Raw genomic sequence first — 26,256 nt, forward strand, 5'->3', positions numbered from 1 at the left:
AACCCCCGCCATGTTCTCAATGGCGGGGGTTTTTGCTGCGTTAGCCGAATCTAGGCGGCGGGTGGTTGCTCACCAACCGATTGCAGCAGAATTTCGGCGACATCTTTGCGACCCAAGGTTTCTGATTGGTTGGTGTTCTTGGCGGCATCCTCAAACATCACCATACAGAAGGGGCAGCCCATCGCCACGGTATCAGGCTTTTCAGTTTGCAGTTGCTCCAGCCGAATCACATTGACATGTTTATCGCCAAAGCCTTCGAGCCAAGCATTACCACCACCGCCACCGCAACACATCGCTTTTTCACGATTGCGCGGGCCAGCTTCGACTAACTCCAAGCCAGGAATGCTATTTAGCACATTGCGTGGCTCTTCGTAAATATCGTTGTAGCGGCCAATGTAACAGGGGTCGTGGTAAACAACCTTTTCGTTGACTGGCACGGTTGGGTTGAGCTTGCCAGCTTCGACCAAATCATTCAAGAATTCGGTATGGTGCACCACTTCGTAATCCACGCCAGCTTTGCCGCCAAACTGCGGATACTCGTTTTTGACGGTGTTATAGCAGTGGGCACAGGTGGTGACGATCTTCTTGAATTTGTATTGACCCATGGTTTCGATATTGGTGTTGGCTTGTTGTTCGTACAACAACTCCTCGCCCATGCGCCGTGCTGGGTCGCCAGTACAGGTTTCTTCATCGCCAAGAATGGCGAAATCAACCCCAGCTTTTTGCATCAACTGGACCATTGCACGGGCGGTTTTCTTCGAGCGATCATCATACGATGGAGCACAACCAACCCAATACAATACTTCGGCTTCTTCTTTTTCGGCCAAAGTTGGCACTTCCAAGCCATCAGCCCAAGCGGTACGCTGGCGTTGTGGCAACTTCCATGGATTGCCGTTGCGCTCGATCCCTTGCAACACCGTTTTGACACCCGATGGAATTTCGCCCATCACCATGGTCAAGTTGCGGCGGAAATCGATAATATCATCAACATGTTCAATCGTTGCTGGACACTCGGTCATACACGCGCGACAGGTGGTACAAGCCCAAAGTTCGTTTTCGGTGACAATGCCATGTTCATACAATGGCAAGGTTTCGGGCGTGCCTTCCAGCAATTCGATTTTTACGCCGTTGCTGGTGGTTGGGGCAGTGGCGGTTGCGCCAGCAGGCTGAACCATCACTACCGTGCCATCGCGCTTCATCACTGGGCCGCCATGCATCAAATCGCTCATCTTGGTGATCAGCCATTTGGGCGAAAGCTCGGAGCCAGAGGCAAACGCCGGACAATTATCCTGACAACGCCCACAGCGCATACAGGCATCAAAATCCATGCGGCGCTTCCATGAGAAGTCGCTCAGCGTGGTAATCCCCAATTTTGGCTCATCTTTTTCCAGTTCCTCTTCCATATTTGGAATTCGATCAAGCGCACCTTTGGGGTCGCGATCGCGGAACAAGGTGTTGAGCGGGGTATAGAAAATGTGACGGAATTTGGTGAAGGGAATTGAGCCAACAAAGGCAAAAACCACCGCCATATGGCTCAGCCAGAGTACGCGGTGAATCCACAAGGCTACTTGGCTATGAATCAGCGTACCATCGGCGGCGCGTTCGACACCAAGGCCAATCGCGCGGGCAACGCTGGCCCCAGGATAACCAAAGATCGCCCATTTGGCCCAACCTTGCTCGTAGACGATCGCGGTGACAGCATCTGCGCCCTCGCCAACGGTCATGGTTTGGTTGGCCAAGCGCAAAATTTCAATAAAGTAACCGCCAACCACGATAAAAATCATCGACCAAAGCACCCAAGCATCGGTCCGGCGATTATCCAAGCGGGTTGGTTTGGTTTTGTAGCGTCGCCACAACGCCCAGAGCAAACCAGCGAGAAAGACCATCCCCATCACATCGAGAATCAGTTCATAATACTGATAAAAGCCACCAGTTAAAATCTTGCCTTGCTCTTCACCAGCAATTGGAATGGTGAAGTCGGCTTCAGCGGCGATGATATCGGTGCCGATAAACAGCGCCAAAAAGCCGTAGAAGATAAAGGTGTGCATGATGCCCGGGGTACGGTCACGTAAGACGCGCTTCTGCCCAAAAACCTCGGTCGTCGTTAACCACAAGCGACTGGCAAAATTGGTCGAGCGCACTGTTGCATGGCCGCGTCGCCACAACAGAATGTCTTGATACATCTTGTAGAACATCGTGCCAATTGAGGCGATGGCAAACAAGTACAACACATACTCAACCGCATGCGGTAAGTTCCAGTAAATCTCGCGAACGGCGATAACTTGGCTGTTAAATAGAATCTCGTGCATAGGCGTTCCTCATCGAACTGGTGAACACGGTGTGGGTCTATTGTATTACAAAAGAGGATACGCCGAGTTTAGCACGCATGACATCATGCGTCAAACGTTTAATTGGGGATCGAGCGTTGGCGGTCGGGGATCGGAATGCAACCACAATCAGCTATTTGGTCATCGGGCGTTGGCGGTCGAGGATCGGAATACAACCACAATCAGCTATTTGGTCATCGGGTGTTGGCGGTCGGGGATCGGAATGCAACCACAATCAGCTAATTTGGGGATCGGAATGCAGCAAGAGCTAATTCCCGATCCCCAACAACCAATCCCCGACCCCCATCAACGTTAGGCACTCGCCGCGAAACGGCTTGTACGCAAGGCCGATGGGGCTTGACGACGACGGGCAGTCCGCAATGGTCGCACTGGCAATTGCTCGCAAACCACGGCTGTACGTGCCGGCATGGGTTTGCGCACTGGTTGCTCAATCGTGGCAATGCTATAACCCAAGGCACTCATTTGCGCCATCAAGTTTTGCGGAGCAATTTCGCGCATCACCAATTGATCGCCATCTTGCTCGATAATAATTCGGCGCATTTCGGGGTTCAAGCAGTGGTGCGCCCCACCTTTGCCGCCAATCATGGCTTGATATGCACCAACGCCACACACCGCCAAAACCATGCCAGCTTGGAATTCAGGCAACATCAAGGCTGGGCGATGCGAACGTGGATACAGATCATCAGAATCGCAGGTGCGGCGGCCACCCAAGCGCACTGCTTGCACCGCTGTATCCCAACCATCCAAGGGCACAACTACAAATTCTTGGTCAACAATCAAGGTATCTGGAGCTGAAACCATCAACGAGCCATTCAACAAATACCACGGCTCGATTGCGCCAGCTTCCTTGACGCGGCCAACTTCAATCAAATACAGATTATGGTTGGCAACGGTGTAGCGGCCACATTCGGCGATGATCATGGGTGCTGCCACGCCATGCTCAACACAAATTGCTTGGGTATTGGCCATCAAGTTGGTCAAAAAGCCCACATAATCAAATTGGAAGGCCAAATCATAGCCTGACGTGGGCATGCCACCGCCAAAATTAAACATCGTTAGACTAGGGGTAGTGCTGGCCAAAGCGGCATAAGCATTGGCTGAACGAGCCAAACGAGCTTCCCATGCAGCAGCATCTTCAATTTGCGAGCCAACCATGGCGTGATACACCACCAATTGATGCTGCGTGCCAGCCAAGCGTTGGGCGACAAGTTGCATTTCGGCGGGAGTTAAGCCAAAGCGCTCGGCTCCAGCATGGTTCCGATCCACGACTTCAGGGGCGTGGCGTTCACGAACACCGAACAACATCGGTACACGACAATGGGCCAAGATATAATCAAGTTCATCGAGATCATCAAGCACCGCCACAACTCGCTCGTAGCCAGCCTGGCGCAAAGCCAAGATCCCATCGAGATACATCGGCTCTTTCGAGCCATTACAGAAGATATAGCGATCTTCGGCAAGCACCCCTTGCCGCCAGAGATGGTGAGCAATCACCACATCGGCTGCCGCTGAGGTTTCGTAATGAGCACCAGCATTCAAGGCTGTGCGCACCACTTCTTCCGAAAAATTGGCCTTGGTAGCATAAGCATACAAGAACGAGCCAGTATAGCTTGATGCCGCCTGTGCAGCCATCGCATAATCAAGCATATTCTGCACCTGCGTGGTAATTTGCGGGCAGAACGAAACCTCAAGGGGTGCACCAAATTGCTCAACTAATGCACCCAGATCGACCGTATCGCCTAAGAGCAAGCGCTCATTACGGCGCGTTAGAAAATCGGTCAAAGCCCCAGCACCCGAAAAGCCAAACGAATCATTCAGGTAGCCAGCATAGGTTTGCTCGATCAACTGGACATGTCCCTCCAAGCCGTGATGTCCACGACGATAGTGCTCAGCCACAACATGGGGCTGAGAGAACAAAGTGCAATCAAAATTAGCGGTGTTCGTGCGTGTGTTTATTGACGGAGACTCCCAAAGTGCTTTGCCCATTTTTTGGGCATAAAAAAACCAAGTGTCGGGCGACATTTGGCCTAAGCACTGGGCATAAAAAACCTGCCCAATCGCGGCAGGTGAGGAGATAGACAGAGAACCATTGCTAGTCTGCTAGCATGATTGCAAAGCTCACCAACCTAGATTGAGGGAGGTTCAGCACAGCGCCGCGCAATTTGTCGCAGCGTGCAAAAATTCTGTCTACCGTTCATATAGCCTCGTTGAAAGCCCGCTCGGAAGTCAAAAACCAGCGCTCAAAACGTTGTGATGCGCCCCAGAAAACAACTACACTCATCGTTACAATCGATGCAGCCCCCTGCTGCCGATGAGTGCCGAGAAGGCACGGAACCTGTTGGCGAATTACTTCACCGCTGCATATTTTAGCCTAATTTTGGTGCTTGTCAAATAAGCAATTAGTATGAATTTAGTGGCAAAATCATGGGGGATACTCGCAGCAATTCAGTTGATTACAAAGGGCTAAATTGGGTTACATGGCTGTAACAGGCGCTAATTGAAACGCTGGCACAATTAATTGAAAATTCGCACCCTGCCCCAGCACGCTCACAACCATAATATCGCCGCCTAAAAGCCGAGCCAGCGAACGGCTAATTGCCAAGCCCAAACCAGTGCCGCCAAAGCGTGCCGCTGTCGATTGTTCAGCTTGCACAAAGGGCTGAAACAGGTTGGCAACTTGTTCGCTGCTCATACCAATCCCAGTATCAGCTACTTCAAAATGCAGCCAATCGCCATCGCGTTTGGCTCGTAAGGTAATTGTGCCTTGTTGGGTAAATTTGCTAGCATTAGTTAATAAATTAAGTAAGATTTGGCGTAACTTTTGCAAATCGCTGTGCATCACCCCCAAATCTTCAGCCACATCCAACACAAGGCGATTGTTGTTCTTGGCAATTTGCGGCTGAATATACAATTCCAGATCGTTGATCAACTCAATCGCACGAAAATCCTGACCGAACAATTCCATGCGGCCAGCCTCAATTTTAGAAAGATCCAGCACATCGTTGATTAAACCCAACAGATGCACGCCAGCATTGCGAATCGTGCTGAGATCTTGTACATAATTGGGTAATTGATCAGCCTCGGCATCTTCTTGCAGCAGTTCGCTATAGCCGATAATTGCATTCAGCGGCGTGCGCAGTTCATGGCTCATCATGGCCAGAAATTGGCTTTTGGAGCGATTGGCCAACTCAGCATCTTCTTTAGCTGCCAGCAACGATTGCTCAATCTGTTTACGCTGGCTAATTTCGTTGGCCAACAATTCGCGCTCATGTTGAATCTCGGCAGTTTGGGCCTGAATTTTATTAATCAGCGAGCGCAACCAGCCAATCATCCAGACCAAAAAACAACTCATCAAGGCTGGCGGCCAGAATGAGCGCAACTGAACCCAATTCATGCCAAGCCAACGAAACAGGCCCAAATTAACCGAAAGCCCGATCACTGCTGCCGCCAAGCCTCTGCGCCAGCCAAACGACCATGCCACCAAGCCCACGGGTATCAGCACAAACGAGCCAACCGCCCCGCCAATAATTGAGTATAACCATGGAAACGCCAGCAAATAGACCAGCACAATCCCAAGGATTATGCCAATCCGATAGACCTGATTGATCGATTGGTTAATTGTTCGACGTTTCATAGCAGCCAATTCTAGCGTTATTCATCGAGATCGGCAATTTCAAGGCTAAGGGCATCGATCGAAACCTGAATTTCACGCAACGATAAGCCCAACGAGGTCAAAAGCAGTAATAAACTTATGGCAAATGTGCCTTTACCTAATAGCTCTTGGCCTGCGAAAAGTACAAACATACACAGCACACAAAAGAAAAATGCTGCAACGCCGCAAATCTGCATACTACGAATAATCCCGATGCGGTAGCGCAAATTTTCCAACTGGCCGCGAATCCGTGGATCACGATCAAGTTTATAGCGACTTTTGAGTTCGCGCATGAGGGCGGCAATTGAAAGAAAGCGGTTGGTATAGGCCAAAAACAGCAACGAAATTGCTGGAAACAACAGCGCTGGCGTGGTGAAAGTCAGTTCCATGATGAGCCTGCTTTGATGCTAAATTGAACTCCATAACCAGATAGTTTAGCACTTTTAGCGCAGGCGATTGGATGCAAACCGACACCGTGCGGCGCTAGATCATCACAATTAACGCCAAAACCGCCCATTCGAGCGAATGAGCGGTTTGGTACAGGCGAACCAACTTATGAAAGCGACTCATAGATAATGCCACCAAGCCCCATATAATCGATGCCCTTGAGTTGATAGCGCTCAATTTCAAGGTCGGCTTGGGTCATCAAAAACGAGCCAATTTCATTCTTAAATAGGGTATATTCACGGGCCATGGCATGGCTGCCACTATATTGGATGGTTACAAACACGGTGGTCGTTGAAGGCAAGCGGAACATACGCACCAACAATTCGGCTTCAGTCGGCGAAACACCGCTGCGCACCAAGGTATCGGCTGATTGCGCTGTTTGGCCTTGCTCAGCCAATTGGCGTGCCATAACTAATTTTTCGCGGCTAATATCAACATGCAAATTAACCGCTGGCGTGTTCGCCGCGTAATCGCTCAGTTGAAACACCGTTTCAATCAATCGATCAAGATTGGGCATCTGCGCGAGGTTGTGAACTTCAGGGTTAATCACCGTATGCACAACTAAAGAATCATCGCGCACATGGCCAAACCCTTGCAGTACCACCCCATCGGCACGAGTATGATAAACCACCAGTGAGCGTTGTGGATACGCGCAACTTGCCACAACTCCAAGCAAATCTCGAACAATTAATAATTGACCATTTTCATCTACCGCCGCAGCGTTGCGAGCACGGAGCGAATGTTCAGCCTGCAACAACTCCAAAGCGCGTTGATTCTCATCGGCGGTGGTCGCTTGAACACCCATCAAAGCGGGAGCTTTCAAGAGTGCACTAATTAACAGCAATTCACTGCGTGAAAGTGTTACTGCGACCAAGGGTTGGGGGGTTGTCATGCCCTAATCTCCTACGGTACAACCGCAAAGGTACTGTCAATTGCAATCGGGTTGGAATATTGATGGTCCCATTCGTGGCCCGAAGCATTGCGATCATCGACCCCACGTTGGCGCGATTCACGAGTGTTCACCGCAATCCGTTGGACCGTTGGCCATTGCGCTTGTTCATTCGGGGCGATTGGAATCACAAATGTCCGTTTATTAAGTTTACTAACTTTTAATGCTTCTAACCAACGAGTTTGATCTGGTTCTTCACGTTCAAATTCGATCGTTGTGAGTTCACCCATAACACTATCATCAACCAAGCCAACAATCAGCCGATAGCCATCGATCTCGAATAAGGCTGTTTGCAGCGGGGCTTCGGGAAAAGTCTGAGTCAAAGGAAGCGCAAACGCCGCTGCACCAGCATTTGGCTCAAGGTAGGCAATCGTTGTTGGTTCGCCAGCCACGGTTTGAGCTCGAATCAAGCTTAAACGGCGATAGCGTGGTTTGTCACCCAACCACGGGCTGATATCAAGTGTGCCAATTGTTTGAATCGACTGTTCATCGAGGCCGTTACGCACGGCCTCGGGAACAGCACTTGATCCACATCCAAAGAGTGATGCCAACAATCCCATTGCAAGCATCCCCCACCATACTCTACACACAACCTGCATGGATTACTTCAGGTATGGAGCAACTTGGGGATAGCTGTTTTTAATGATGCTAACCACATCGTTGCTCGTCCAATAGGAGTTGTGATTGCTAATTGGGTTGCCCGCATTGGCGTTGGTCGTAAAGTAATTGATGCCAGCATCACGGGAGGCGTTATCGGCTCCAAGCACCCCTGGTACAACCAATGGCAAGGATTTAGGCGCTAAGATCCCAGTCATCAAGCCTGGAGTTAGGAAATTACGCCCTTCATCGGAGCGAATCCATGGTTGGCCAATATAATCGCCTTTGTCGCTAACGCTGAGGAATTTGGCATATTGCATCGCCCGATCAGCGTTGGCTACCGGCGATCCGAGCGTAACCACCCCAGAAACATCAACGCCCATGTTATTTTCAAGCATTGGCGCGAGGTTACTGACAACCGCCCCACCGCCGCTATGCCCAATCAGCATGACGGTTTGGCCAGGCAATAATGGGTTACGGGCAAGGTCTTGTTGAATAAAGTTGTAGCTTTCTTGAGTATACTTGCCTTGATCTTGCATTGTATACTCTTGCACAACTTCGCTGACCCCGACTCCAGTATTAAACAACATTGAAGCCCCGTTGACAACCGTTGCACCAGCGCCTGTAATCCCATTAACAACTGAGGCTCCGGCTCCGGTCAGCCAATCGACGGGCGACAACCAACCACCATGATTGGTGCCTTGCAGATTGGTGCCTTGCAAGTTGGTGGTGTAGTTGGTATTGTAAATTGCTGGCATCGCCTTGATTTGGCTAGGATCATAGCCGTGGGAAGCCAACAAGCCAGCCAGTTGCTGTGGCCCTTCGCCTGGAGTACCATCTGGCTCGCTGGCGTTAATCCCATTGACAATGTACATGCGTGGTGGTGGCAACTGATTCGCCGCCGCCGAGCCTGCTGCATTACCTGCCGCAGCGCTGAACGAAACACCGCTACCAGCGCTTGAGCTAGCTCCGCCATCGCCAAACGAGATACCTTTAGCCGCCTCTTGTTCAGCTTGCTGAAAGACTGTGCTAATTTGTTGGGTTACCGTTTGAGCTTCCCGCAATACATTAGTGAGACGTTGCATTGTGGGAAAAATTTCCGTCTGCATTTCATTAAAAAATGCCTTTGCCGCATCACCCATCCATCCGCCATTGGCTAAACTTTCATAGCTCTGGCGAATCTGGCTGTTGATTTGATCAACTACCTCCGATTGCTTGCCAAACCGACTTGCAACTTGAGTGAGTTGGTCATACTGAGCTTGAACGATTTCAGCTCCCATGCCAATACTCCTTAAAAGTGCGCTTCAACCTCGGGAATGCCCTTGCTCTCGTTGACCGAATGTGGGGTAAAAAACCGAAATGTAGCAGTATCATCGTATAAAAACCAGCTTACGTCAAGATCTTTATTAAGAAAAAGCTGCAATCTAGCAGCTAGCTAGTTAGTTATTGTTAAGTATCTTGATCAGGTTAGTCTTTTTAGGCTAAAGCCTGTTTTGCCCCAGCTAGCGCGTTGCAAGAACAAGACCAAGCAAAACCCCTTGATCGGTTGATCAAGGGGTTAACTAAATTGCGCCACTCATTTGATCAAATTGATTCAAGCCTCAAGCAGCTTGGCTCGCATCCAATCAGCATCGTGGCGTTGGCTGCCATCGGCCTCAGGGCTGGCATCAAACCAACCAGTAAACCGCCCACCCTCAACCACCACATCCTTAGCTTGCAAATTAGCCACCGCTACATGCTCAAAGCTTTTGAGCTTGCGTAAACTGGCTGCATTTAAGTTTGCACCCCGTAAATCGCAAGCGTAAATCGTCGCAAAATCAAGGATGGCATGATCAAATTGGGCGTTACGAGCTGAGCTACGGCTCAGACTAAAACGCACCGCATGGGTATAACTAAGCCTTGTCTGATCCAAAACGCTGGTCTCAAAACTGGTTTTGTTCAGATCGGCATAGGTCAGATTGGCTTGGCTAAAATCGCTGAGTTTAATGATTGCACTGATCAGATCAGCCTGTTGCCAATTGCTGTCACGGGCATCAATTTGCTCGCAAAAGCTCGAAGCAAAACAGGCCTTACGCAAATCGGCAGTTTGTAAATCGACCTTGCGCAACGTTGCCCCAAAAAAATTACAATCACGCAAATCGCAGCCTGCCAACACCACGTTTTCAAACTGCATACGCATCAACGAACGTCCACGCAAATCCATGCCCCGCAAATCACAATTGCGCAAGCTCAAGGCTTCGCCAAGCGGTTCTTGCAACCATTCGGCGTGCGCAGCCAGCAGTTGATCAAGCTTTTGTTGCGAAAAATAGCGCATTGCGAGCGCCTCACTAGCATTCCAAAACTAAGCTTGTATCCGTTGTTCAATAATTTCGACGGCGCGGCTGATACCTTGCTCGGCTTGCAACGTTTTGGCCATAGCTTGGGCATTGTGCTGCATGCTCGGTGTATTAGCGGCCTGCGAAATCGCCCAAGCCAAACGATCAACAGTGAGTTTATTGCGCGGAATCCCCTTTGGCCCTAAGCCCAAATCATACACGCGCTGCCCCCAACGCAACTGGTCGCCCAAGTGCGGCACGATGACGGTTGGCAAACCAGCGGCCAAGCTTGCAGCCGTTGTGCCAGCCCCGCCATGATGCACCGCCGCTTTGACATGGCGAAAAAGTCGTTCATGCGGCGCTGAGCCAATCCGAAAAACCGTTTTGGGTAGTTCGATTTGGCCTAAGCCAGCCCAACCAGTTTGGATAATTGCCCGCTGCCCGCTATGCGCCACAGCTTTGAGCAGCAGTTCGGTAAAAGCATCGGGATTGGCTCCGGTCATACTGCCAAAACCAATATAGATTGGAGTTGGGCCATCGGCCAAAAATTGCTCAAGCTCAGGCGGCATTTGCCAAGCTTCATCTGGCGGCAACATCCAATAACCAACCGTCTGAATATTGGCGGGCCAATCGCTAGGATGCGGAATAATTGCCGAGCTATAGCCTTGAATGATGGTGGTTTGACGTAAGCGCTGAGCATATTCGCGCACACTTTGGGCTGGCAATTTGAGCTGTTGCTGGCGAAACTGATTAATAAAATCGCCGCCAACTTGCCACATAAATGGCTCAAGCACCCAGCGCCCAAACCAATAATTAATGATGCTCTCGTGGTTTGGTAGAATTGCTGCCGCACTGGCAGGGCCGCAACGGGTGGCCAACATCGCTGGTTGCAGTGGCGTGCTAATATGCACCACATTCAACACTTCAGCCAAGGTCACTGCAAAGACATCCGAGGTAAAACTGCTGATCAAAACATCGCAGTTTTGGGCCGCTTGCCAAGCATCTTCAACCATGGTCAAGGCATGTTGCTTCAACAAACGGCGCATCGCATTGCGCTGTTTAATTGGATTAGCCCCATGTTTGACCCAATCGTTGCCATGATCGCTCAACATCATTTGCTGAATATCGACCCGCGCAGTCGCCACTTGTAACCCAAACTCCTCAACCCAGCTTTTAAAATTGCTGCTGACCAACAGGGTTATCGAATGCCCACGCGCTTGCAAGGCCAAGCCCAAGGCCACCATCGGCTGAACATCGCCGCGTGTGCCAAAGGCAATAATTAAAATTCTCACACGCTCGCTCCCAATAAAAAGGCCAGCGGCAATTCAGCTCGTTCGCGCCAAGCCAACTCAGAATGGCCCGCCCCCACAAATTTCTGGGTAAGCCAATCGTCGCCTTGAATATATCCTGCTGCCTGCATAAACCCATCCATCTCAATTTGATAGGGTTCGTACTCAGCGTCAAGATCCTCAGTGCCAAAATCGAAATAGATTCGATGCTTGCCAGCCTTAGGCAAACGTTTGCCCAGCCAAGCCACCAATCGGCTAGCCCCAATCGGCCAGTGGGTTGAAACACAACCAGCATTGCCAAAAACTTTGGGATATTGCACCAAGGCATACAGCGAAATCAGCCCGCCCATACTTGCACCCATAATGCTGGTATGCTCAGGCTCAGGGTGAGTGCGATAGCGTGTATCAATCTGCGGCTTGAGCGTTTTGACGATCCATGCTAAATATTCGTCGGAAAGCGGGCCACCACCAACCGCTGCTTCAAATTGGGCTTGCATCGCGGCACTAGCAGAATGAAATGGCTTGGCTGGCAAATAATCACGAATCCGTTGCTCGCTATTCCAAATGCCAACCACAATTGCCCCGTTGATCGTTTGGCTGGCAATCAGATTTTCGAGCGCCTCGTCAATTCCCCAATCAACTCCGATATAGGCTAAGGCTGGGTCAAACAAGTTTTGGCCATCGTGCATATAAATTACCGGAAAAGCTTCGCTGCTACTATGATAGTTGGCCGGCAACCAAACATCGACATTGCGCGGCAACAGGCCAGGAATGGGCATATCGGCGTAGCGTTCTAAAAATCCAGTTGCATCGGATAATTCAATCGATTGCATAGCTACCTCAACTACGAATCTAAGGTTTTCAGCATTGTTTGGACGAAATCAATCGCTATTTTGGGTGGCAGGCTTGAGCGCGGCCAAGTTCGCTGATGAATAATGCTATAGCCACGTGGGTTGAGCAAGATCATCGAACAAGCATAGCCACCAGTCCAAGCAAAAAACGGTTGCTCAACCAATTTAATGCATTCGGCGCTAAATTTACGGGCGCTCACGGCAACCGTAACTGCATTCGGAAGATGCAAGCGTAGCCAGCGTTTCCGCACAAAATTAGCCTCGACCAAGGTTAATTGGGCCAAATTGGCTTGTTCTAAGGCATAGGCTTGATGCTCAGGCTCAATCGCCAGCCGATCAAAATCCCAAAAAGCGAGATCATTGGTCACTTTGCCAATTAGTGGCAGCGGCGCAACCCAACGCAGATGCACATCGGCAGCCTGCGGGTTGGTTTGCATCGGACGAGTATAATCCATACCTCGCCGTTCCAGCCAGCGGGTTAATTGGTCAAAGAAGTAATAATTCATGCCATCAGCCACATCCAAAATGTACCAATTAATAAGGATGGTAGCACAAACAGCAAGCCCAATTTAAAGTATTGTTTGGCACTAATTTCCAGACCCTTGCGCCGTAAAATCACCAACCACAGCATGGTAGCCAACGAGCCAACAATCGTTAAATTTGGCCCAAGGTCAGCCCCAAAAATGGTGGCATAAATCAAAGCAGGCTCGGGCGTGCTGGGCAAATGTTCAAGGGTCGAGGTCATCACCAAGGTCATTGGCACATTGTTGATCATATTCGAGCCAAGCGCACTACCGAAAATCACCCGCGCAATATTGCCCAAACTCGCGCCGCTGCCCTGTAACAAACTCGCGCCAAAGCGTTCAGTCCAGCCTAATTGCTCAATCGCCCGTACAACCAAAAACATGCCGCTAATAAAGCCAAACAATGCTGGTGATAATTCATGTAAGGCTTGTTTGGGTTTAAACGTGCCGTTCCACCAACTAATTGCCGCTAAGAGAGCGGCCCCAGCCAAAGCCACAAAGGCCAATGGCACATGCCACAACGAGCCAGCCACATAGGCCACAGCGATGCTTGCCAAGCCAAAAAGGGTTGCCCGATAAAGGCGTGGGTTGGCGATAGTTAAATCATCAAGCAGCGCCAAATCATAGCTGCCCTGCAAATCGCGCCGAAACAACCAGGCAAATAGCCCAATATTCCAGCCAATACACACCAGCGATGGCACCAACAAATAGGCCCAATATTCTAGCAACTCACGATTAAAGCGGGTTAGCACCAAAATATTAATCGGGTTGGAAACGGGCAGCAAAGTCGAGGCAGTATCGGCAATAAAGGTACAAGCAAACATAAATGGCAAAGCTGGCAAGCGTAAACGGCTGGCCAAAGTCCAAACCACTGGGGTTAAAATCAAGGCTGTCGCATCATTGGAGAGCACCGCCGTAATCAGCGTGCCCACCAAAAATACTGCCAAATATAAACGCTGTGCTGAGCCATTGGCCCAACGCGCCGCCTGTAACGCCAAGGCTTGAAACACCCCAGCTTGCTCGGCAAAAAAGGCAATCAGCATCAAGCCCACAAAAAAACCATACACATTCCATTCGCGGACAAGCGTCGGCAAAATTGCCTTCAGTGGCAAAATCCCGACCAATAACATGGCAACTGCGCCAAGTAACGCGACCCAAGCTTCCGAAATATTGCGCGGACGAACCATCACGCCCAAGAGCGTGGCCCCAAAAATTGTTCCACCAAGTAGCAGTTGCATGATCTTCCTATTAAATGAGGGGTTAGTTGTCAGGGTTCAGATTTTTAACCGCGAAGCATTTATGGTACTAGGCTTTTGGCTATAGAATTAATAACTTATAGACATACCAATAAATCTCCGATAGTCTATAGCCCATAGCCATTTTTTAGCCACGAATTGCCCGAATTCCACAAATTGATCGCCACATAGCCCAAAGCCTTGAGCCAATAGCCCCATTCTCTAAGCCCTATATATTCTAAGGTTTTTTCCGATCCCCAACCCCCGACAACCGATCCCCAGCATATAAAAAAACCGCCAACCACAGCCGTGGTGACGGTTGCTACGAATCATCGTTTTTAAGCGCCTACAAATACTCGAATTGGCTAATCCGTCGCCGCCACTCTTCCTTAATTTGGACAGTGTTTGCGCCACGACTGGTAAAGAAATCGAGAATCAAGCGGTTGAACTGCGAATTAATATCCAAGAATGGAAAGTGGGTACTATTTTCCATTGTCAGCACTTGGTGTTCAATCGCCGCAGTTTCAAACAATTGAGCATGATCGCGGGCAACAATTTGATCATTGCCACTATAAATGCCCAAAGTTGGGGTTTTGAGTGTTTCAAGGGTCGAGCGCAAGTCAGCTGCTAGCACCGAATCAAACACCCGCTGAATCACATCGCCCGAAGTAGCGTTGGTATCTTCCAGCACTTCGCGATAGGTGTCATCATCGATTTTGATATTTTTGAGCAGCTTGCTCCACGTTTCATTGGGGTTCGATTTGCCCATCAAGCGCGAAAGCGTGCTGGGCTTCACCAAGGTGCTCAACGGCTCGCCATACACGGGCATGTTCGAGGTGATCACTTTGATAAAACTATTGGGAGCTTGCGCCGCCGCCCGAATTGCCACCATGCCGCCAAGGCCATGGCCAACCAGGTTGGTGCGAACCATCCCCAATTCGCGCATAAAGGCTAAAAGTTGCTCAACATAGGCATCGATATTGTAGGTACCGATCGATCGATCCGAATCGCCAAAACCCCAAAAATCGAGAGCATAGGCCCGAAAGCGATCGGAGACCATCTCCATCGATGGAACCCAATAGCGCCAAGAGCCAAGCCAACTATGCAAGAAGATAATTGGCTGACCACGGCCAAAAACCTCGTAATGCACGACCCGATTTTCGATAAAAATTGCACTCATGCCCGCGTACTCAACAATTCGCGCACCCGACCAATGAGTGTTGCTGGGGCATAGGGCTTGAGCATATACTCAGTCGCGCCTGATTCCCAGCCTTCCTCAATTTCGGTTTTTTGCCCTTTAGCCGATAGCAAAATAATTGGTGTCGAAGCAAATTGTGGATACTTGCGCAACTCACGACATGCTTCGTAGCCAGTCATCCGTGGCATTTTAATATCAAGAACCAGCAACTCTGGAGTAACCTGAAGGGCTAGTTCAACCGCTTCTGCTCCATTATGTGCTTCGATCACCTCAAACCCGCCAAGGCTCCGCAGGCTGAAGCTGGTCATAAACAGCACATCTGGCTCATCGTCTGCAACGAGAATTTTGATCATGCCCATCGAAGCTCCTGTGTTCTGCCGATGCTAGACCTCATCACGTTCGCCTAAGTCGGGGCGTGGTTGCACTTCTGGTAGCGAGAAGCTGAATGTACTGCCCTCACCATAGATACTTTGCACCCACATATCGCCATTATGCAATTCGATAAACGACTTAGCGATGGAAAGCCCTAAGCCTGTGCCGCCAACTTCATCACGTAGGGGACTATCGGCTCGATAGAATCGTTTGAACATGCTCTTTTGTTGCTCGGCTGTCAAACCGACCCCGGTATCTTTGACATCAAGCTGGATCATTTTGTCTTCGTTGATGAAGGTGCGGATTATCACATCGCCACCAGCGTAGGTATACTTGATCGCATTCGAAACCATGTTCGTCAAGACCTGTCCAATCCGCTTACTATCATACTCGATTAATGGCAATGTGTCGTCAAGCTCGAGTTTCAGCGTCATATTCTTCTTCTCGATCTCAAGGCCCCATGTCGCCACGATATCGCGTACCAATTGGTTGATTTGGTTCGGCGCAGTGTTCAAGACGATCTTGCCTGCTTCCAAGCGCCCAATTTCTAACAGGTCTTCGACCAAGCCCACCATGCGCATTGCATTGGTCTTGACGGTGTTCAACATTTCGCGTTGTGGGTCGGAGAGTTGACCAACTGCACCGAGCAAGAGCAAATCGACAAAGCCGCGAATTGGGGTAAGTGGTGTGCGCAACTCGTGCGAAACCGTAGCCACAAAGTCGCGTTTAGCTCGATCGGCTTCAACTTCACGGGTGATATCGCGCAAGACCACCACAACCCCGAAGCGTGAGCTTTCTTCGCCAACCACTGGGGCAAAGTTGGCCGCAATCGATTGGCCTGGCAATTCGATCATGCTGCGATGCACGCCTTCGGAGCGTTGCACCACCTGAATACCTTCGTGCAAACCAGCATACAGCAGCAACGAACGGCCTTCTTCGTGGAGTTCTTCTTCGTTGCGCGGAGCCGCCACCACTTGCAAGCTGTTGTGCATCACTTCCGAGCGTGGAATCCGCAGCACATCTTCGGCGGCTGGATTATACAGAATGATCTTCTCGGTTTGGTGGTCGAGCACCATAACCCCTTCCGAAACACTCTGGAGAATAGCGGCGGTCTTGCTAGCTTCTTCGCGTTGTTGCCACATCGCATCAGAGAGTCGGTCAGCCGAATCATAAACCAAGGTGTAAAGGTCGGCGTTGTGCAAGGCCGAAGAAACTTCGCCGCCAATCGTCGAAAGGAAGCGCAGGTGATCTTGGGTGAAGAAGCCAATTTCGTTGCTATAGAGCATCAACACGCCTTGCGGTGCGTCGCTCGAAAGCAAGGGCACGGCAATCACCGAGCGTACATCGTCGCCGCGACCACTTTGAGCATTCGTCCAGCGCTCATCCAACCAAACATCGGAGATCACCACGCCTTCGTTGTGCTCGATGATCCAGTTGGCCAAGCCTGGGTGTTGGAAGCGTACTCGCGTTTCGATTGATTTCAAGCCCAATTCTTCGTTGAGCACTGCATGACACACCAAATCTTTGGATTCGCGGTCGAGCAAGAAGACCGCCCCACGTCGGACCATCAAGGCCGAAGCCGCGAGATCAAGTGTGCGCAACAAGAGTTCATCGCGGTCGAGGGTCGTCCCAAGTTCGGTTGCAATATTGTAGAGCGCTTCGACCCGTTCCTTTTCGCCCTTAAGTTCCAAAGTCCGTTGATCAACAATTTCTTCGAGTTCAAGGTTGAAACGGCGAATTTGATCGAACAATTGAGCATTATTGATCGCTTGGCCAATTTGGGTTGCCAAAATCATCAAGCTCGAAATTGTGCGTTCGTTGAAGGTAAATGGTTCGTCCATCCCCACGAACACCACGCCGCGCAAACCTTCGCGCAACATTGGCAAGAAGATCGAGCCACGCATGCCGATGCTATTGACGAATGGCGCTAAGCCTTCGTCGGTGCTGGCATCGAACAAGGCCAATGGATGGCCTGAGCGCAATGGCCGCAAAATTTCCATGCTGCCAACATCAAGCTCGTTGGTATCAGGCAGTTCCAATTCCATGTGGTCGCGATTGAGCGCCAACGAGTTGGTAATTGTGTAGCCATCGCCTGCAACCACGATAATTCCGCCGAAATCGGCCCGCGACATTTCGATTGCGCTCGAAGCACTGATCGCCATCAATTCGTCGATTTCCAAGGTACTGGCCAAGGAAACGCTGGTTTCTGAAAGCGTCGAAAGTTCGCGCACGCTTTGGCGTGATTCCGAGAAGAGCCGCGCATTTTCTAGGGCTTGGGCGGCTTGCGAGGCAATCGTGAGCAACAATTGCACCAATTCATCGCTATAGGCATTATCCTGCTCATAGCTTTGAACCGTCATAACCCCGACAACCTTATCAGCGGCGATCAGCGGAATCCCTAGCCATGAACGAGCCATATCGCCAACTTGATCGACCTTCATTTCGGTCATGCGTTCGGCGATATGTGGGCCTTGCAGCAACAATGGTTGGCGCTTACGAATGACATATTCAGTCAAGCCATTTACGCCGCGCTGTGGCATGACGTTGATTGCATGGCCATATTCGTAATACAGCGGGAAGGTCACTTCTTTATTGCGCTCATCATACAGCGCCAGATAGAAGTTTTCGGTTTTGACCAACTTGCCAGTTTGCTCGTAAATCACCCGCAGCAAGTCGTCGAAACGCACCGTTGAACTCAAGGCTTGACCGATATTGTTCAAGGTGTTCAAGCGCTGAATCGATTGTTCGCGTTCGGAGAATAGGCGAGCATTGGCAATCGCCGCGCCTGCCTGCGCCGCCACCGTGGTGACGAAGCTCATATCATATTCAGAGAACGAATATTCTTCATAGCTCTGAATATTGATAATCCCAATTACATCAACGCCAACCACAATTGGCACAACCAGATACGATTGTTCAATCTCACCTTGGCCACCAACCCGCATGGCGCTGGTTTCCGAGGTGATTTGGGTTTGGGCATCACGATATTCGTTGGCCTCTTCCGAGGTATTCAGCAACAACGGCTGGCGATGCTCGATAACCCACGCTGGCACGCCAACCGACAATCGACGTGAACCAATCGTGACTGGTGCACCCCGATCATGAGCTTCGCGGAATTCCATCGAGTGGGTTTGCGGATCGTACAAGCCAATGAAGGCAGTGCTAACATCGACAATTTCGCCCAAACCAGCATACAAGCGTTCTAAGATTTCATCCAAACTAATGGTTGAGGTAATCCCTTGGCTGATGCGGTTAAGCGTATCCAATTCGCGAATCCGGCGCTCACGTTCGGTAAACAGCATGGCTTTTTGCACTGCTGCCGACGATTGGTTAGCCAATGATTCAAGGAACTGAAGTTGTGCCCGACTAAATGTGTTGGGTTGCGGGCTTTGAATGACAATCACGCCCAACGGCTGATTGATATTCATCCCATAGGTTTGGCTACCCATGGTGATCGAAGCCGCAATCACCGATTCTGGCTCAATTGCATCGGGAATGCCCTCTAGCCGTGGCGAGAAGCGCTCATTCAATAAATCGCTGCTGCTGTTGAACATCAATGGACGTTGCTCAAACAACATCGTTTTGAGGAAGTTATTGCTCAACACATGCGAAATCAACGAATAGGGCTGACCATTGCTAAAGCCAACCGTAGTCGAGATCATATTGGTTGGCGCATCGTAGAACACGATATAGGCATTGTCAGTATTGTAGATTTCAGTCAAGCCTTTCAAAATTGAGCTAGCCAATTCCTCAGGCGAGAGCGTTGCAGTCATCGATTGGCTGATCGACGACAAAATTGCCGCTTCGGTTACTTGACGTTCGCGATCAGCAAACAAGCGGGCATTTTCAAGCGCGATTGCGGTTTGGCTGGCGACTGCTTGCAAGAATTGAATGGTTTCAGTGCTAAATGCCCGTTGATTTGGGCTTTGGATGGTGATAACCCCCAAAACCATATCGCCCAGCATAATCGGAATCCCGACCCACGAAGCCATCGGGGTGTCGTGGCCCAGCAAGAAACGCGAGGCATTGGCAGTTTCTTCGCTTGTGTTCAACACAATCGTGCGCCGACCGCGAATCACTCGGCTTAACACGCCTTCAGCCAACGCTTGCGGCTCTAGCCGCTCCTCACGGCCAGCATTCATCACCACTGGGAAGGTCAGCACATTATGATCGCTGTCGTAGAGCACGATGAACGAGTAGCGCGTATCGACCACACTACTCAAACGCAGGTGCAATTGGCGCAGCAAAGTTTGTGGATCAAGCGTCGAAGTGATCGCTTGGGTCACATCATTTAATGCTTGCAGCACCGTGATTTGGCGTTCGCGCTCCACGAACAGGCGGGTATTTTCAATTGCGATTGCCGCTTGGTCGGCCAAAGCACTCAACAGCGCCGTATCATCTTCGCTGAATAATGCTCCTGTGCCCGACATCACGCTCAGCACACCTAACAATTCATTGCGATAAACAATCGGCACACCCATAAAGACCGAGAGGCCATGGTCGCGATTGAATTCAGTATATTGTGAGATGATTGATGAATTGCCATCGGTGGCGCTGGTGGTCAGTGGTTTGCGTTGCTCAGCGACTGTACCAACCAAGCCCTCGCCGCGCTTGACCCGTAAGCCTTGCACAAAATCGCTTGGCAGACCCAACGAAGCTACTGGCTGGAGTTCTTCATCGCCAGTAAACAGAATCACAGTTTCGATATTGAGTTGGCGACCCACCAAGCGCACCAAGGTATCTAAGACTTGGGTTGGTTCGTGGATTGAGCTAAGTGCTTGACCTGCTTCCAAGAGCACCGACAATTCACCAACTTTGCGGCTCAGCACATGGGCTTGACGCTCAGTTTCAGCAAACAAACGGGCATTTTCCAAGCCTTGCGAAATCTGGTTGGCGATGGTTTGACAGGTTTCAGCATCGCGTTGGCTAAAATGACGGCTCTCGCCAATATGATCAAGCCCAATCGAGCCAACCACTTCGCCCTTGACGATCAGCGGAACCAACATCAACGCCTGAATGCCCAATTGGTTGATCGTTTCGCGGAACGATTCAGTTAATTCGTGCTCAAGCGGCTTGTTGATCACCAATGGGCGACGATGGCGCTGCATCCATGGAATTGTGCCGTTGTTGGCAACCGGAACTTCGATGCTCAGATCGCCTTTGGGGAATTCGGCGCGGGTATAGCCAACTTGGGCTTCGTAATCAAAAATCACCAAGCGAGCTTGCGAAGCATCGGTCACTTGGGCCATTTCTTCAACCGCCAAATCGTAGAGCACTTGGGTATCAAGCGTCGAGGCGGTCAGATCAGAAACGTGATTGATCAGCGCCAAACGTTCAGCTTCAGTTGCTAGTTGCTCCAAACCATCCTGAGTTTGGCTATACAACAACACATTTTGCATCCCCAACGTTACCTGATAGGCCACGTTGATCAGCAATTGCAAATCACGTTCATCGAACATTGCTTGCTTATAGTGTTGAAGCAGTAAAATTCCCAGTGGTTCATCACTGCTGGTGAGCAATGGCACACCCATCAACGATTGTGAAAGCACGGTATCGGCAGATTGCACCCGTGGGTGAATATCAGGATAGGCCTTCATTTCCTCGTCAACATGCTTGAACAGCAAAGGTTGACGATGCTCCAAAATCCAAGCAGTCAGCGAGTGTGGCGTAATCGGCGTAGCTTTGGGATATTGAATAATCAAGCCACGATCGATCACAAAGCTATGGCTACGCACCGTCAAATCACTATCGAAAACGCTGAGATTGAAGATATCAATCGGCAAGAATTCACGCAGCACGTTATACACGCCTTGCATCAATTCATCAGCGTTCAAGGTTGAGCTGGTGACTTGGCCGACGCGGCGAATCACATCCAGCTCTTTAATTTGGCGATCACGTTCGTTGAACAGCTGAACCTTTTGCACGCCCAAACTAATGTGCGAAACCACGTTGGTTAAGAAGGCGACAGTTCGCTGATCAAAGGCATTTGGCCGATAATCTTGCAACGAGAGCATCCCAATCGGTGCGCCGTCGCGAGCAATAATCGGCACGCCAATCCATGAGCGTGGCGATTTATTTTTGCCCTCGATTGGATTAGCCATTGGCTGAACGCCCTTTTGTTGCAATTCAGCTTTGTTAGTTACATCGGCCAAAATCAAGGGCGCACGATTTTGCACCACCCACGCGCTTGGGCTGCCTGGGCGTGGCTTACCACGTGGCGTTCGTTCGGCTGGCACACCTTCTTGGACTGCATAGCCATCGGTAATTTGGTCGTGCTCAGCATCGTAGATCATGGTGTAGAAGACTGGAGCTGAAGTTACTTCTTGCAAGTATTCAGCGGTCAAGCCCAGCATTTCACTCAGATCAAGTGAGGCACTCATCAACTGGCCAATTTGGCTAATTGCATCCAACTCGCGAATTTGGCGTTCGCGGTCACCGAAGAGTCGGGCATTTTGCACCGCCAAGGCCACTTGGCTAGCGATCGTTTGCAGCAACTCAGCTTCGCGTTCGCTATAGATATTTGGCTCGTAGTGCTGAACCGAGAGCATCCCCACAGCGGTGTCATCGCGAATCTTCAGTGGCACGCCAACCCACGAGCGCACCCATTTATCGGGGTTGCCAAAGCGCTTGATCGTATATTTACCCTCAATTTCTTGGGGCATATCACGGAAGACCAAGGGTTCAAGGGCATTGACAACATGGGCTGATGGTGAGTTGGGCAACAGTTTCTCGCGTTGCTCCTCGATGAAGAATTTGCCTTCTTCAACATTGACCCGCAGCACAATCTCGCCATGAGTTGGATCGTAGACGAAGCTATAAAAGACGTTCAATTCCAAGGTTGTGCGCAATGATTCGTAAACACCCTTGAGAATTTCGACAAAATCAAGCGTTGAATTGGTCAGGCTACCAATTTTGTTGATCAGCGCCAATTCATTCAAGCGCGATTGGGTATCGGTGTAGAGGCGCGAATTTTCAATTGCCACAGCCAATTGGTTGGCAATCGTATCGAGCACTGCCGCATCGCGTTCGCCATAGCGCCCAGCTTCATTATGTTGCAGCGAAAGCACCCCACGCACCGTACCATCACCCAGCAACAGCGGCACGCCAATCCACGAACGCGGAACATCGGTGCTATTGCCTTCATCATTACGCGGTGGGCTATTATCCTCGTCATAATGAAATTCAGTGGTCATATCATTGAAATACAACGTTTTGCGCTGCTTGATGATTCGTGCCATCAACGAGCTTTCGTTAATTGGCCCATTGACCACATCGGGCATAAAGTGTTCGTCATCAATCGCCAACGATTTGACCACACTATTGCGCTGGGTATCAAAAACTGCCAAATAGTAGGCGCGAATTGGCAGGTTTTCACGTAGCACATTGTAGACTTCACGCGCCAAATCATTAAATTCGAGGCTAGCAGTTGCCGCACGGCTAATGCGGTTGATAATCGCCAGCTCGGCAATTTGGCGTGAACGCTGATCAAACAGCCAAGCATTTTCGATTGCAATCGCAGCTTGGTTGGCGAAAATTTCCAATGTTTCAACCGTGCGGCGGGTTGGCGCTTCGTGGGTAAACGGATCATCGACCGTCATGATCCCAATCAATTCGCGTTCGGTCGAGTAGAGCGGCACAAGCAGTTGATCGCCATCGTGCCAAGCATTCGAATCGCTGCCGCGGGTGATGTAATAGGCCCGACCAATCCGATACTGGGGATCGAGCAAGGGGTGCACAGTTTCAATCGAAATATCTTCGCTGCGCAATTGTTCCAAATCAGAGAGCGCAATCCCTGCCCCAGCGGCAGTGCGCATAATCGTCGGATGCACCGGATCGATTAGATTGAACAAGACCATGCGATAGCCAGCGGCTTCGGTCACACTAAAGGCGATTTGCTCAAGCAGATTGCTCAGCTCCATATCGGCCCGTAGCGCGTTACCGATTTCCAGCACTTCATTTAAGAGGCTAGCGCGTTGTTGCAACAATTCACGTTGCTTAACTTGCTCCTCATAGTGTTGGGCATTACCAATCGCCAAAGCGGCTTGGTCGGCCACAGCTCGGACGAAATCGAGCGCAGCGTGATCGAAGGAATAACCCTTAGCATCGCCGGCAATAATTGCCCCAGCCACCCGATTTTCATACAAAATTGGAGCCATGAGCAACGAACGAATTTCGCCCCAGGCAATATTCGCTTCTAAGACGGTTACATCATCATAAATCAGGGCTTCGGCGCGTTGCATTGGCGCACTCAGCAAGCCATTATTCAGCAATGGTAGCGCCAACACGCCAGCAGCTTCGGATGAGTTGTAGCCAGTTTGCGCGATAACTTGCAGCGATTCATCCTCGTTATGTAGCACCACAATCCCATAGCCACAACCTGTAGCTTGGGTGATTTCGGTCAACATCGCGGGCAGCAATTGCTCAAGCTGCAAGGTCGAGGTTAGTTCACGGCTAATGCGTTGAAGTGCCAAAAGCTCGCGTACCCGTTCGCGTAACACCTCGTCGGTGGCTTCGTAGCGTTGAACATTGCGCAACGCTTGGGCTGCTTGCGAAGAAATAATATTCAACAAGCGCTCATCTTCAGCATCAAACCGCCCAACCGTGCTTGAACCAAGCTCCAACGTCCCAATCAATTGATCGCCAATCAACATTGGCACGCCCAAGAATGAGCGGAAAGCCAAGCCGCTTTCAGTTTCGTGCGGACGAATTGGCTTAACAATTTTTTGACGTTGCAAATCGTCGATGCGCAAGGTTGAGCGATGCCGCGCCAGCCAACCAGTCAAGCCTTGATCGATGCCATATGAACCACCTTCGCTAGCATAGTGCTGGCGAGTGCGTGGGGTGGCAAATTGGCTATTCAAAACCTGATTTTGCGGATCGTAGAGACAAATTTCAAGGTCGATATTATCAAAGAGCTGGACAACGCTTTCGCCGATGCTTTCGAGCGCAACTTGCAGGCTCACGCCTGAGGTCAATTTGGCGCTCAGCGATTGCAGCACTGAAAGCTCAGCATTGCGGCGGCGCTCATCGTTTAATAAGCGGGTATTGCCAATCGCTGTGGCAGCTTGAGCCGCCAAGGTTTGGGCCAAGGTAATTTCGCCAGGGTTGAAGGTACGAGTTTTCGAGGTGGTGGTACACAACAACGTCCCAATTACCCGCTCCTTGAGCAGCATCGGCAAGCCCAAGGCGCTGCGAATGCCACGGGCCTTGAGCCATGAACGTTGAGCATTAATCCGTGGGTCAGTATCAATATCGACAACCACGACCGGTTGTTGCGTATCAAATGATAATTTCAAAATCGATTCAGGCCGCAACTCATAGGTTGCCCCAATCGAGAGATCGAGCGAATTAGCAGCATCGTCGTCAGTTGCTTGGGCCACCAACTCACAGAGCTTGCGTCGATCATCCCATAGCAACAGCAAACATTGCTCAACCCCAAGGGCCAGCAAAACATTTTCAGTTAATCGATTGAGAATATGGCTAAGATCAAGTGAGGAGCCAACCGTCAAGCTATTTTCATACAGCAAATACAATTCGCGCGAGCGTTGACGTTGGGCATCGAAGAGTTTAGCTGTGCGCATCGCCAACGAAGCTTGGGCGGCGAATGATTCAAGCAACGCCAAATCAGCATTTTGAAAACCGCGATCAGGCTCGATATGCACCAACACTAAGACCCCAATAATCGCCTCGTCGGCGCGGAGCGGTGCGGCCATCACAGCGGTGAAGTTAATGCCCTCGGGCAGATTATCGTATTTTTCTTTCGCTTGGGCATAATCATTGACCAGCATCGGCTTGCCACTTTGGGCCACCTTGCCAGCCACACCCTTGCCAACCTGAATTCGGGCACCATTCCAATTGGCCGGAAATTGCACAACTTGGCGCAACTCCAAATATTGCTGGTTGGAATCGGTCATGTAGACCCCACCGCCAGCAGCGCCCAGTAATTCGGTTGCTTGAGTGACCAACGTTTGCAAGAAATCGTCGGCATTGAGTTGCTGAGCCAAACCTTGCAACGATTCAGTCATGGCCGCGACCGTGCGTTCACGGCGGGCAAATTCCTCTTGCAAGGCCACGCCCTGCCACAAACTGGTTAGTTGAGCGACCAAAACCGTAAGTGGTTCAGGCTCAATCGTGACTGGAGCGACCAAAACGCCAGGCACCTCGGCAGTGCCAATCTCAAACATCTGCCAACCATCGGGTAGGCGAACCTCACTTCCACCATTTAAAACGCGAGCAGGCAACAACCGATTGGTTGCGCGTTTATTCATGCCCCATGCAGTCAACAACGAACGTTGTTGACCAAGGCGTAAGATCGCCCCTTGAGCAAACATACCGCTTTGCTTGAGCAAATCGGCACAGCGCTGCGCGAACGTTGGCAAATCAGGCGATTGCTCACGGGCGAGGTGAGCAATGCCTGTTAACACGTGCCAAATTGCGGTGGAAGGAGGAGAGATTTTCATGGGCATTTGTGTTCTTTAG

General features: G+C 50.5%; 15 protein-coding genes. All 15 read right to left on the bottom strand.

Translation table 11 applies throughout. The features are described 5' to 3' along the window. Nucleotides 1–50: 50 nt before the first annotated feature. Nucleotides 51–2,309: a 4Fe-4S dicluster domain-containing protein gene (locus tag LCH85_20880; GenBank protein ID MCA0354455.1), complete on the bottom strand. Its 2,259-nt coding sequence runs from the start codon at nt 2,307–2,309 to the stop codon at nt 51–53. 330 nt (nt 2,310–2,639) lie between these two features. Continuing rightward, on the bottom strand, nt 2,640–4,211 hold the full coding sequence (locus tag LCH85_20885) for an arginine decarboxylase (GenBank protein ID MCA0354456.1): 1,572 nt from the start codon (nt 4,209–4,211) through the stop codon (nt 2,640–2,642). Nucleotides 4,212–4,821: 610 nt separating this feature from the next. Next, on the bottom strand, nt 4,822–5,982 hold the full coding sequence (locus LCH85_20890; protein ID MCA0354457.1) for a hypothetical protein: 1,161 nt from the start codon (nt 5,980–5,982) through the stop codon (nt 4,822–4,824). A 17-nt stretch (nt 5,983–5,999) separates the two neighbouring features. After that, a complete protein-coding gene (locus LCH85_20895; protein ID MCA0354458.1) occupies nt 6,000–6,389 on the bottom strand; it encodes a DUF2721 domain-containing protein in 390 nt (129 codons plus the stop codon). A 164-nt stretch (nt 6,390–6,553) separates the two neighbouring features. Next, nucleotides 6,554–7,339, bottom strand: coding sequence for a hypothetical protein (locus tag LCH85_20900; protein ID MCA0354459.1), 786 nt, complete (start codon nt 7,337–7,339; stop codon nt 6,554–6,556). Nucleotides 7,340–7,350: 11 nt separating this feature from the next. Next, a complete protein-coding gene (locus LCH85_20905; protein MCA0354460.1) occupies nt 7,351–7,956 on the bottom strand; it encodes a hypothetical protein in 606 nt (201 codons plus the stop codon). Nucleotides 7,957–7,998: 42 nt separating this feature from the next. Continuing rightward, on the bottom strand, nt 7,999–9,273 hold the full coding sequence (locus tag LCH85_20910; GenBank protein ID MCA0354461.1) for a WXG100 family type VII secretion target: 1,275 nt from the start codon (nt 9,271–9,273) through the stop codon (nt 7,999–8,001). Between the two features lie 314 nt (nt 9,274–9,587). Continuing rightward, nucleotides 9,588–10,307 carry a pentapeptide repeat-containing protein gene (locus LCH85_20915; GenBank protein MCA0354462.1) on the bottom strand — a complete coding sequence of 240 codons (720 nt, stop codon included), beginning with the start codon at nt 10,305–10,307 and terminating at the stop codon, nt 9,588–9,590. Between the two features lie 27 nt (nt 10,308–10,334). Further along, on the bottom strand, nt 10,335–11,600 hold the full coding sequence (locus tag LCH85_20920) for a glycosyltransferase (GenBank protein ID MCA0354463.1): 1,266 nt from the start codon (nt 11,598–11,600) through the stop codon (nt 10,335–10,337). Beyond that, a complete protein-coding gene (locus tag LCH85_20925) occupies nt 11,597–12,430 on the bottom strand; it encodes an alpha/beta hydrolase (protein ID MCA0354464.1) in 834 nt (277 codons plus the stop codon). Before LCH85_20925 ends, LCH85_20920 begins: the two co-directional genes overlap by 4 nt. Before the next feature lie 11 nt (nt 12,431–12,441). Next, nucleotides 12,442–12,954: a hypothetical protein gene (locus tag LCH85_20930; GenBank protein ID MCA0354465.1), complete on the bottom strand. Its 513-nt coding sequence runs from the start codon at nt 12,952–12,954 to the stop codon at nt 12,442–12,444. Next, a complete protein-coding gene (locus LCH85_20935; GenBank protein MCA0354466.1) occupies nt 12,951–14,210 on the bottom strand; it encodes an arsenic transporter in 1,260 nt (419 codons plus the stop codon). The genes LCH85_20930 and LCH85_20935 overlap by 4 nt, the downstream gene beginning before the upstream one ends. Before the next feature lie 343 nt (nt 14,211–14,553). After that, nucleotides 14,554–15,387 carry an alpha/beta hydrolase gene (locus LCH85_20940; protein MCA0354467.1) on the bottom strand — a complete coding sequence of 278 codons (834 nt, stop codon included), beginning with the start codon at nt 15,385–15,387 and terminating at the stop codon, nt 14,554–14,556. Next, a complete protein-coding gene (locus tag LCH85_20945) occupies nt 15,384–15,764 on the bottom strand; it encodes a response regulator (GenBank protein MCA0354468.1) in 381 nt (126 codons plus the stop codon). Before LCH85_20945 ends, LCH85_20940 begins: the two co-directional genes overlap by 4 nt. Nucleotides 15,765–15,788: 24 nt before the next feature. After that, nucleotides 15,789–26,237, bottom strand: coding sequence for a GAF domain-containing protein (locus tag LCH85_20950; GenBank protein ID MCA0354469.1), 10,449 nt, complete (start codon nt 26,235–26,237; stop codon nt 15,789–15,791). Nucleotides 26,238–26,256 lie beyond the last annotated feature (19 nt).

The sequence above is a fragment of the Chloroflexota bacterium genome, assembly GCA_020161265.1.
Taxonomy (GTDB): Bacteria; Chloroflexota; Chloroflexia; order Chloroflexales; family Herpetosiphonaceae; genus Herpetosiphon.

Bases quoted from the DNA above. Each gene is read 5' to 3' on its own strand.
- LCH85_20880 (MCA0354455.1), bottom strand. From the start codon at position 2,309: ATGCACGAGATTCTATTTAACAGCCAAGTTATCGCCGTTCGCGAGATT.
- LCH85_20890 (MCA0354457.1), bottom strand. From the start codon at position 5,982: ATGAAACGTCGAACAATTAACCAATCGATCAATCAGGTCTATCGGATT.
- LCH85_20895 (MCA0354458.1), bottom strand. From the start codon at position 6,389: ATGGAACTGACTTTCACCACGCCAGCGCTGTTGTTTCCAGCAATTTCG.
- LCH85_20900 (MCA0354459.1), bottom strand. From the start codon at position 7,339: ATGACAACCCCCCAACCCTTGGTCGCAGTAACACTTTCACGCAGTGAA.
- LCH85_20905 (MCA0354460.1), bottom strand. From the start codon at position 7,956: ATGGGATTGTTGGCATCACTCTTTGGATGTGGATCAAGTGCTGTTCCC.
- LCH85_20910 (MCA0354461.1), bottom strand. From the start codon at position 9,273: ATGGGAGCTGAAATCGTTCAAGCTCAGTATGACCAACTCACTCAAGTT.
- LCH85_20915 (MCA0354462.1), bottom strand. From the start codon at position 10,307: ATGCGCTATTTTTCGCAACAAAAGCTTGATCAACTGCTGGCTGCGCAC.
- LCH85_20925 (MCA0354464.1), bottom strand. From the start codon at position 12,430: ATGCAATCGATTGAATTATCCGATGCAACTGGATTTTTAGAACGCTAC.
- LCH85_20930 (MCA0354465.1), bottom strand. From the start codon at position 12,954: ATGAATTATTACTTCTTTGACCAATTAACCCGCTGGCTGGAACGGCGA.
- LCH85_20935 (MCA0354466.1), bottom strand. From the start codon at position 14,210: ATGCAACTGCTACTTGGTGGAACAATTTTTGGGGCCACGCTCTTGGGC.
- LCH85_20940 (MCA0354467.1), bottom strand. From the start codon at position 15,387: ATGAGTGCAATTTTTATCGAAAATCGGGTCGTGCATTACGAGGTTTTT.
- LCH85_20945 (MCA0354468.1), bottom strand. From the start codon at position 15,764: ATGGGCATGATCAAAATTCTCGTTGCAGACGATGAGCCAGATGTGCTG.
- LCH85_20950 (MCA0354469.1), bottom strand. From the start codon at position 26,237: ATGAAAATCTCTCCTCCTTCCACCGCAATTTGGCACGTGTTAACAGGC.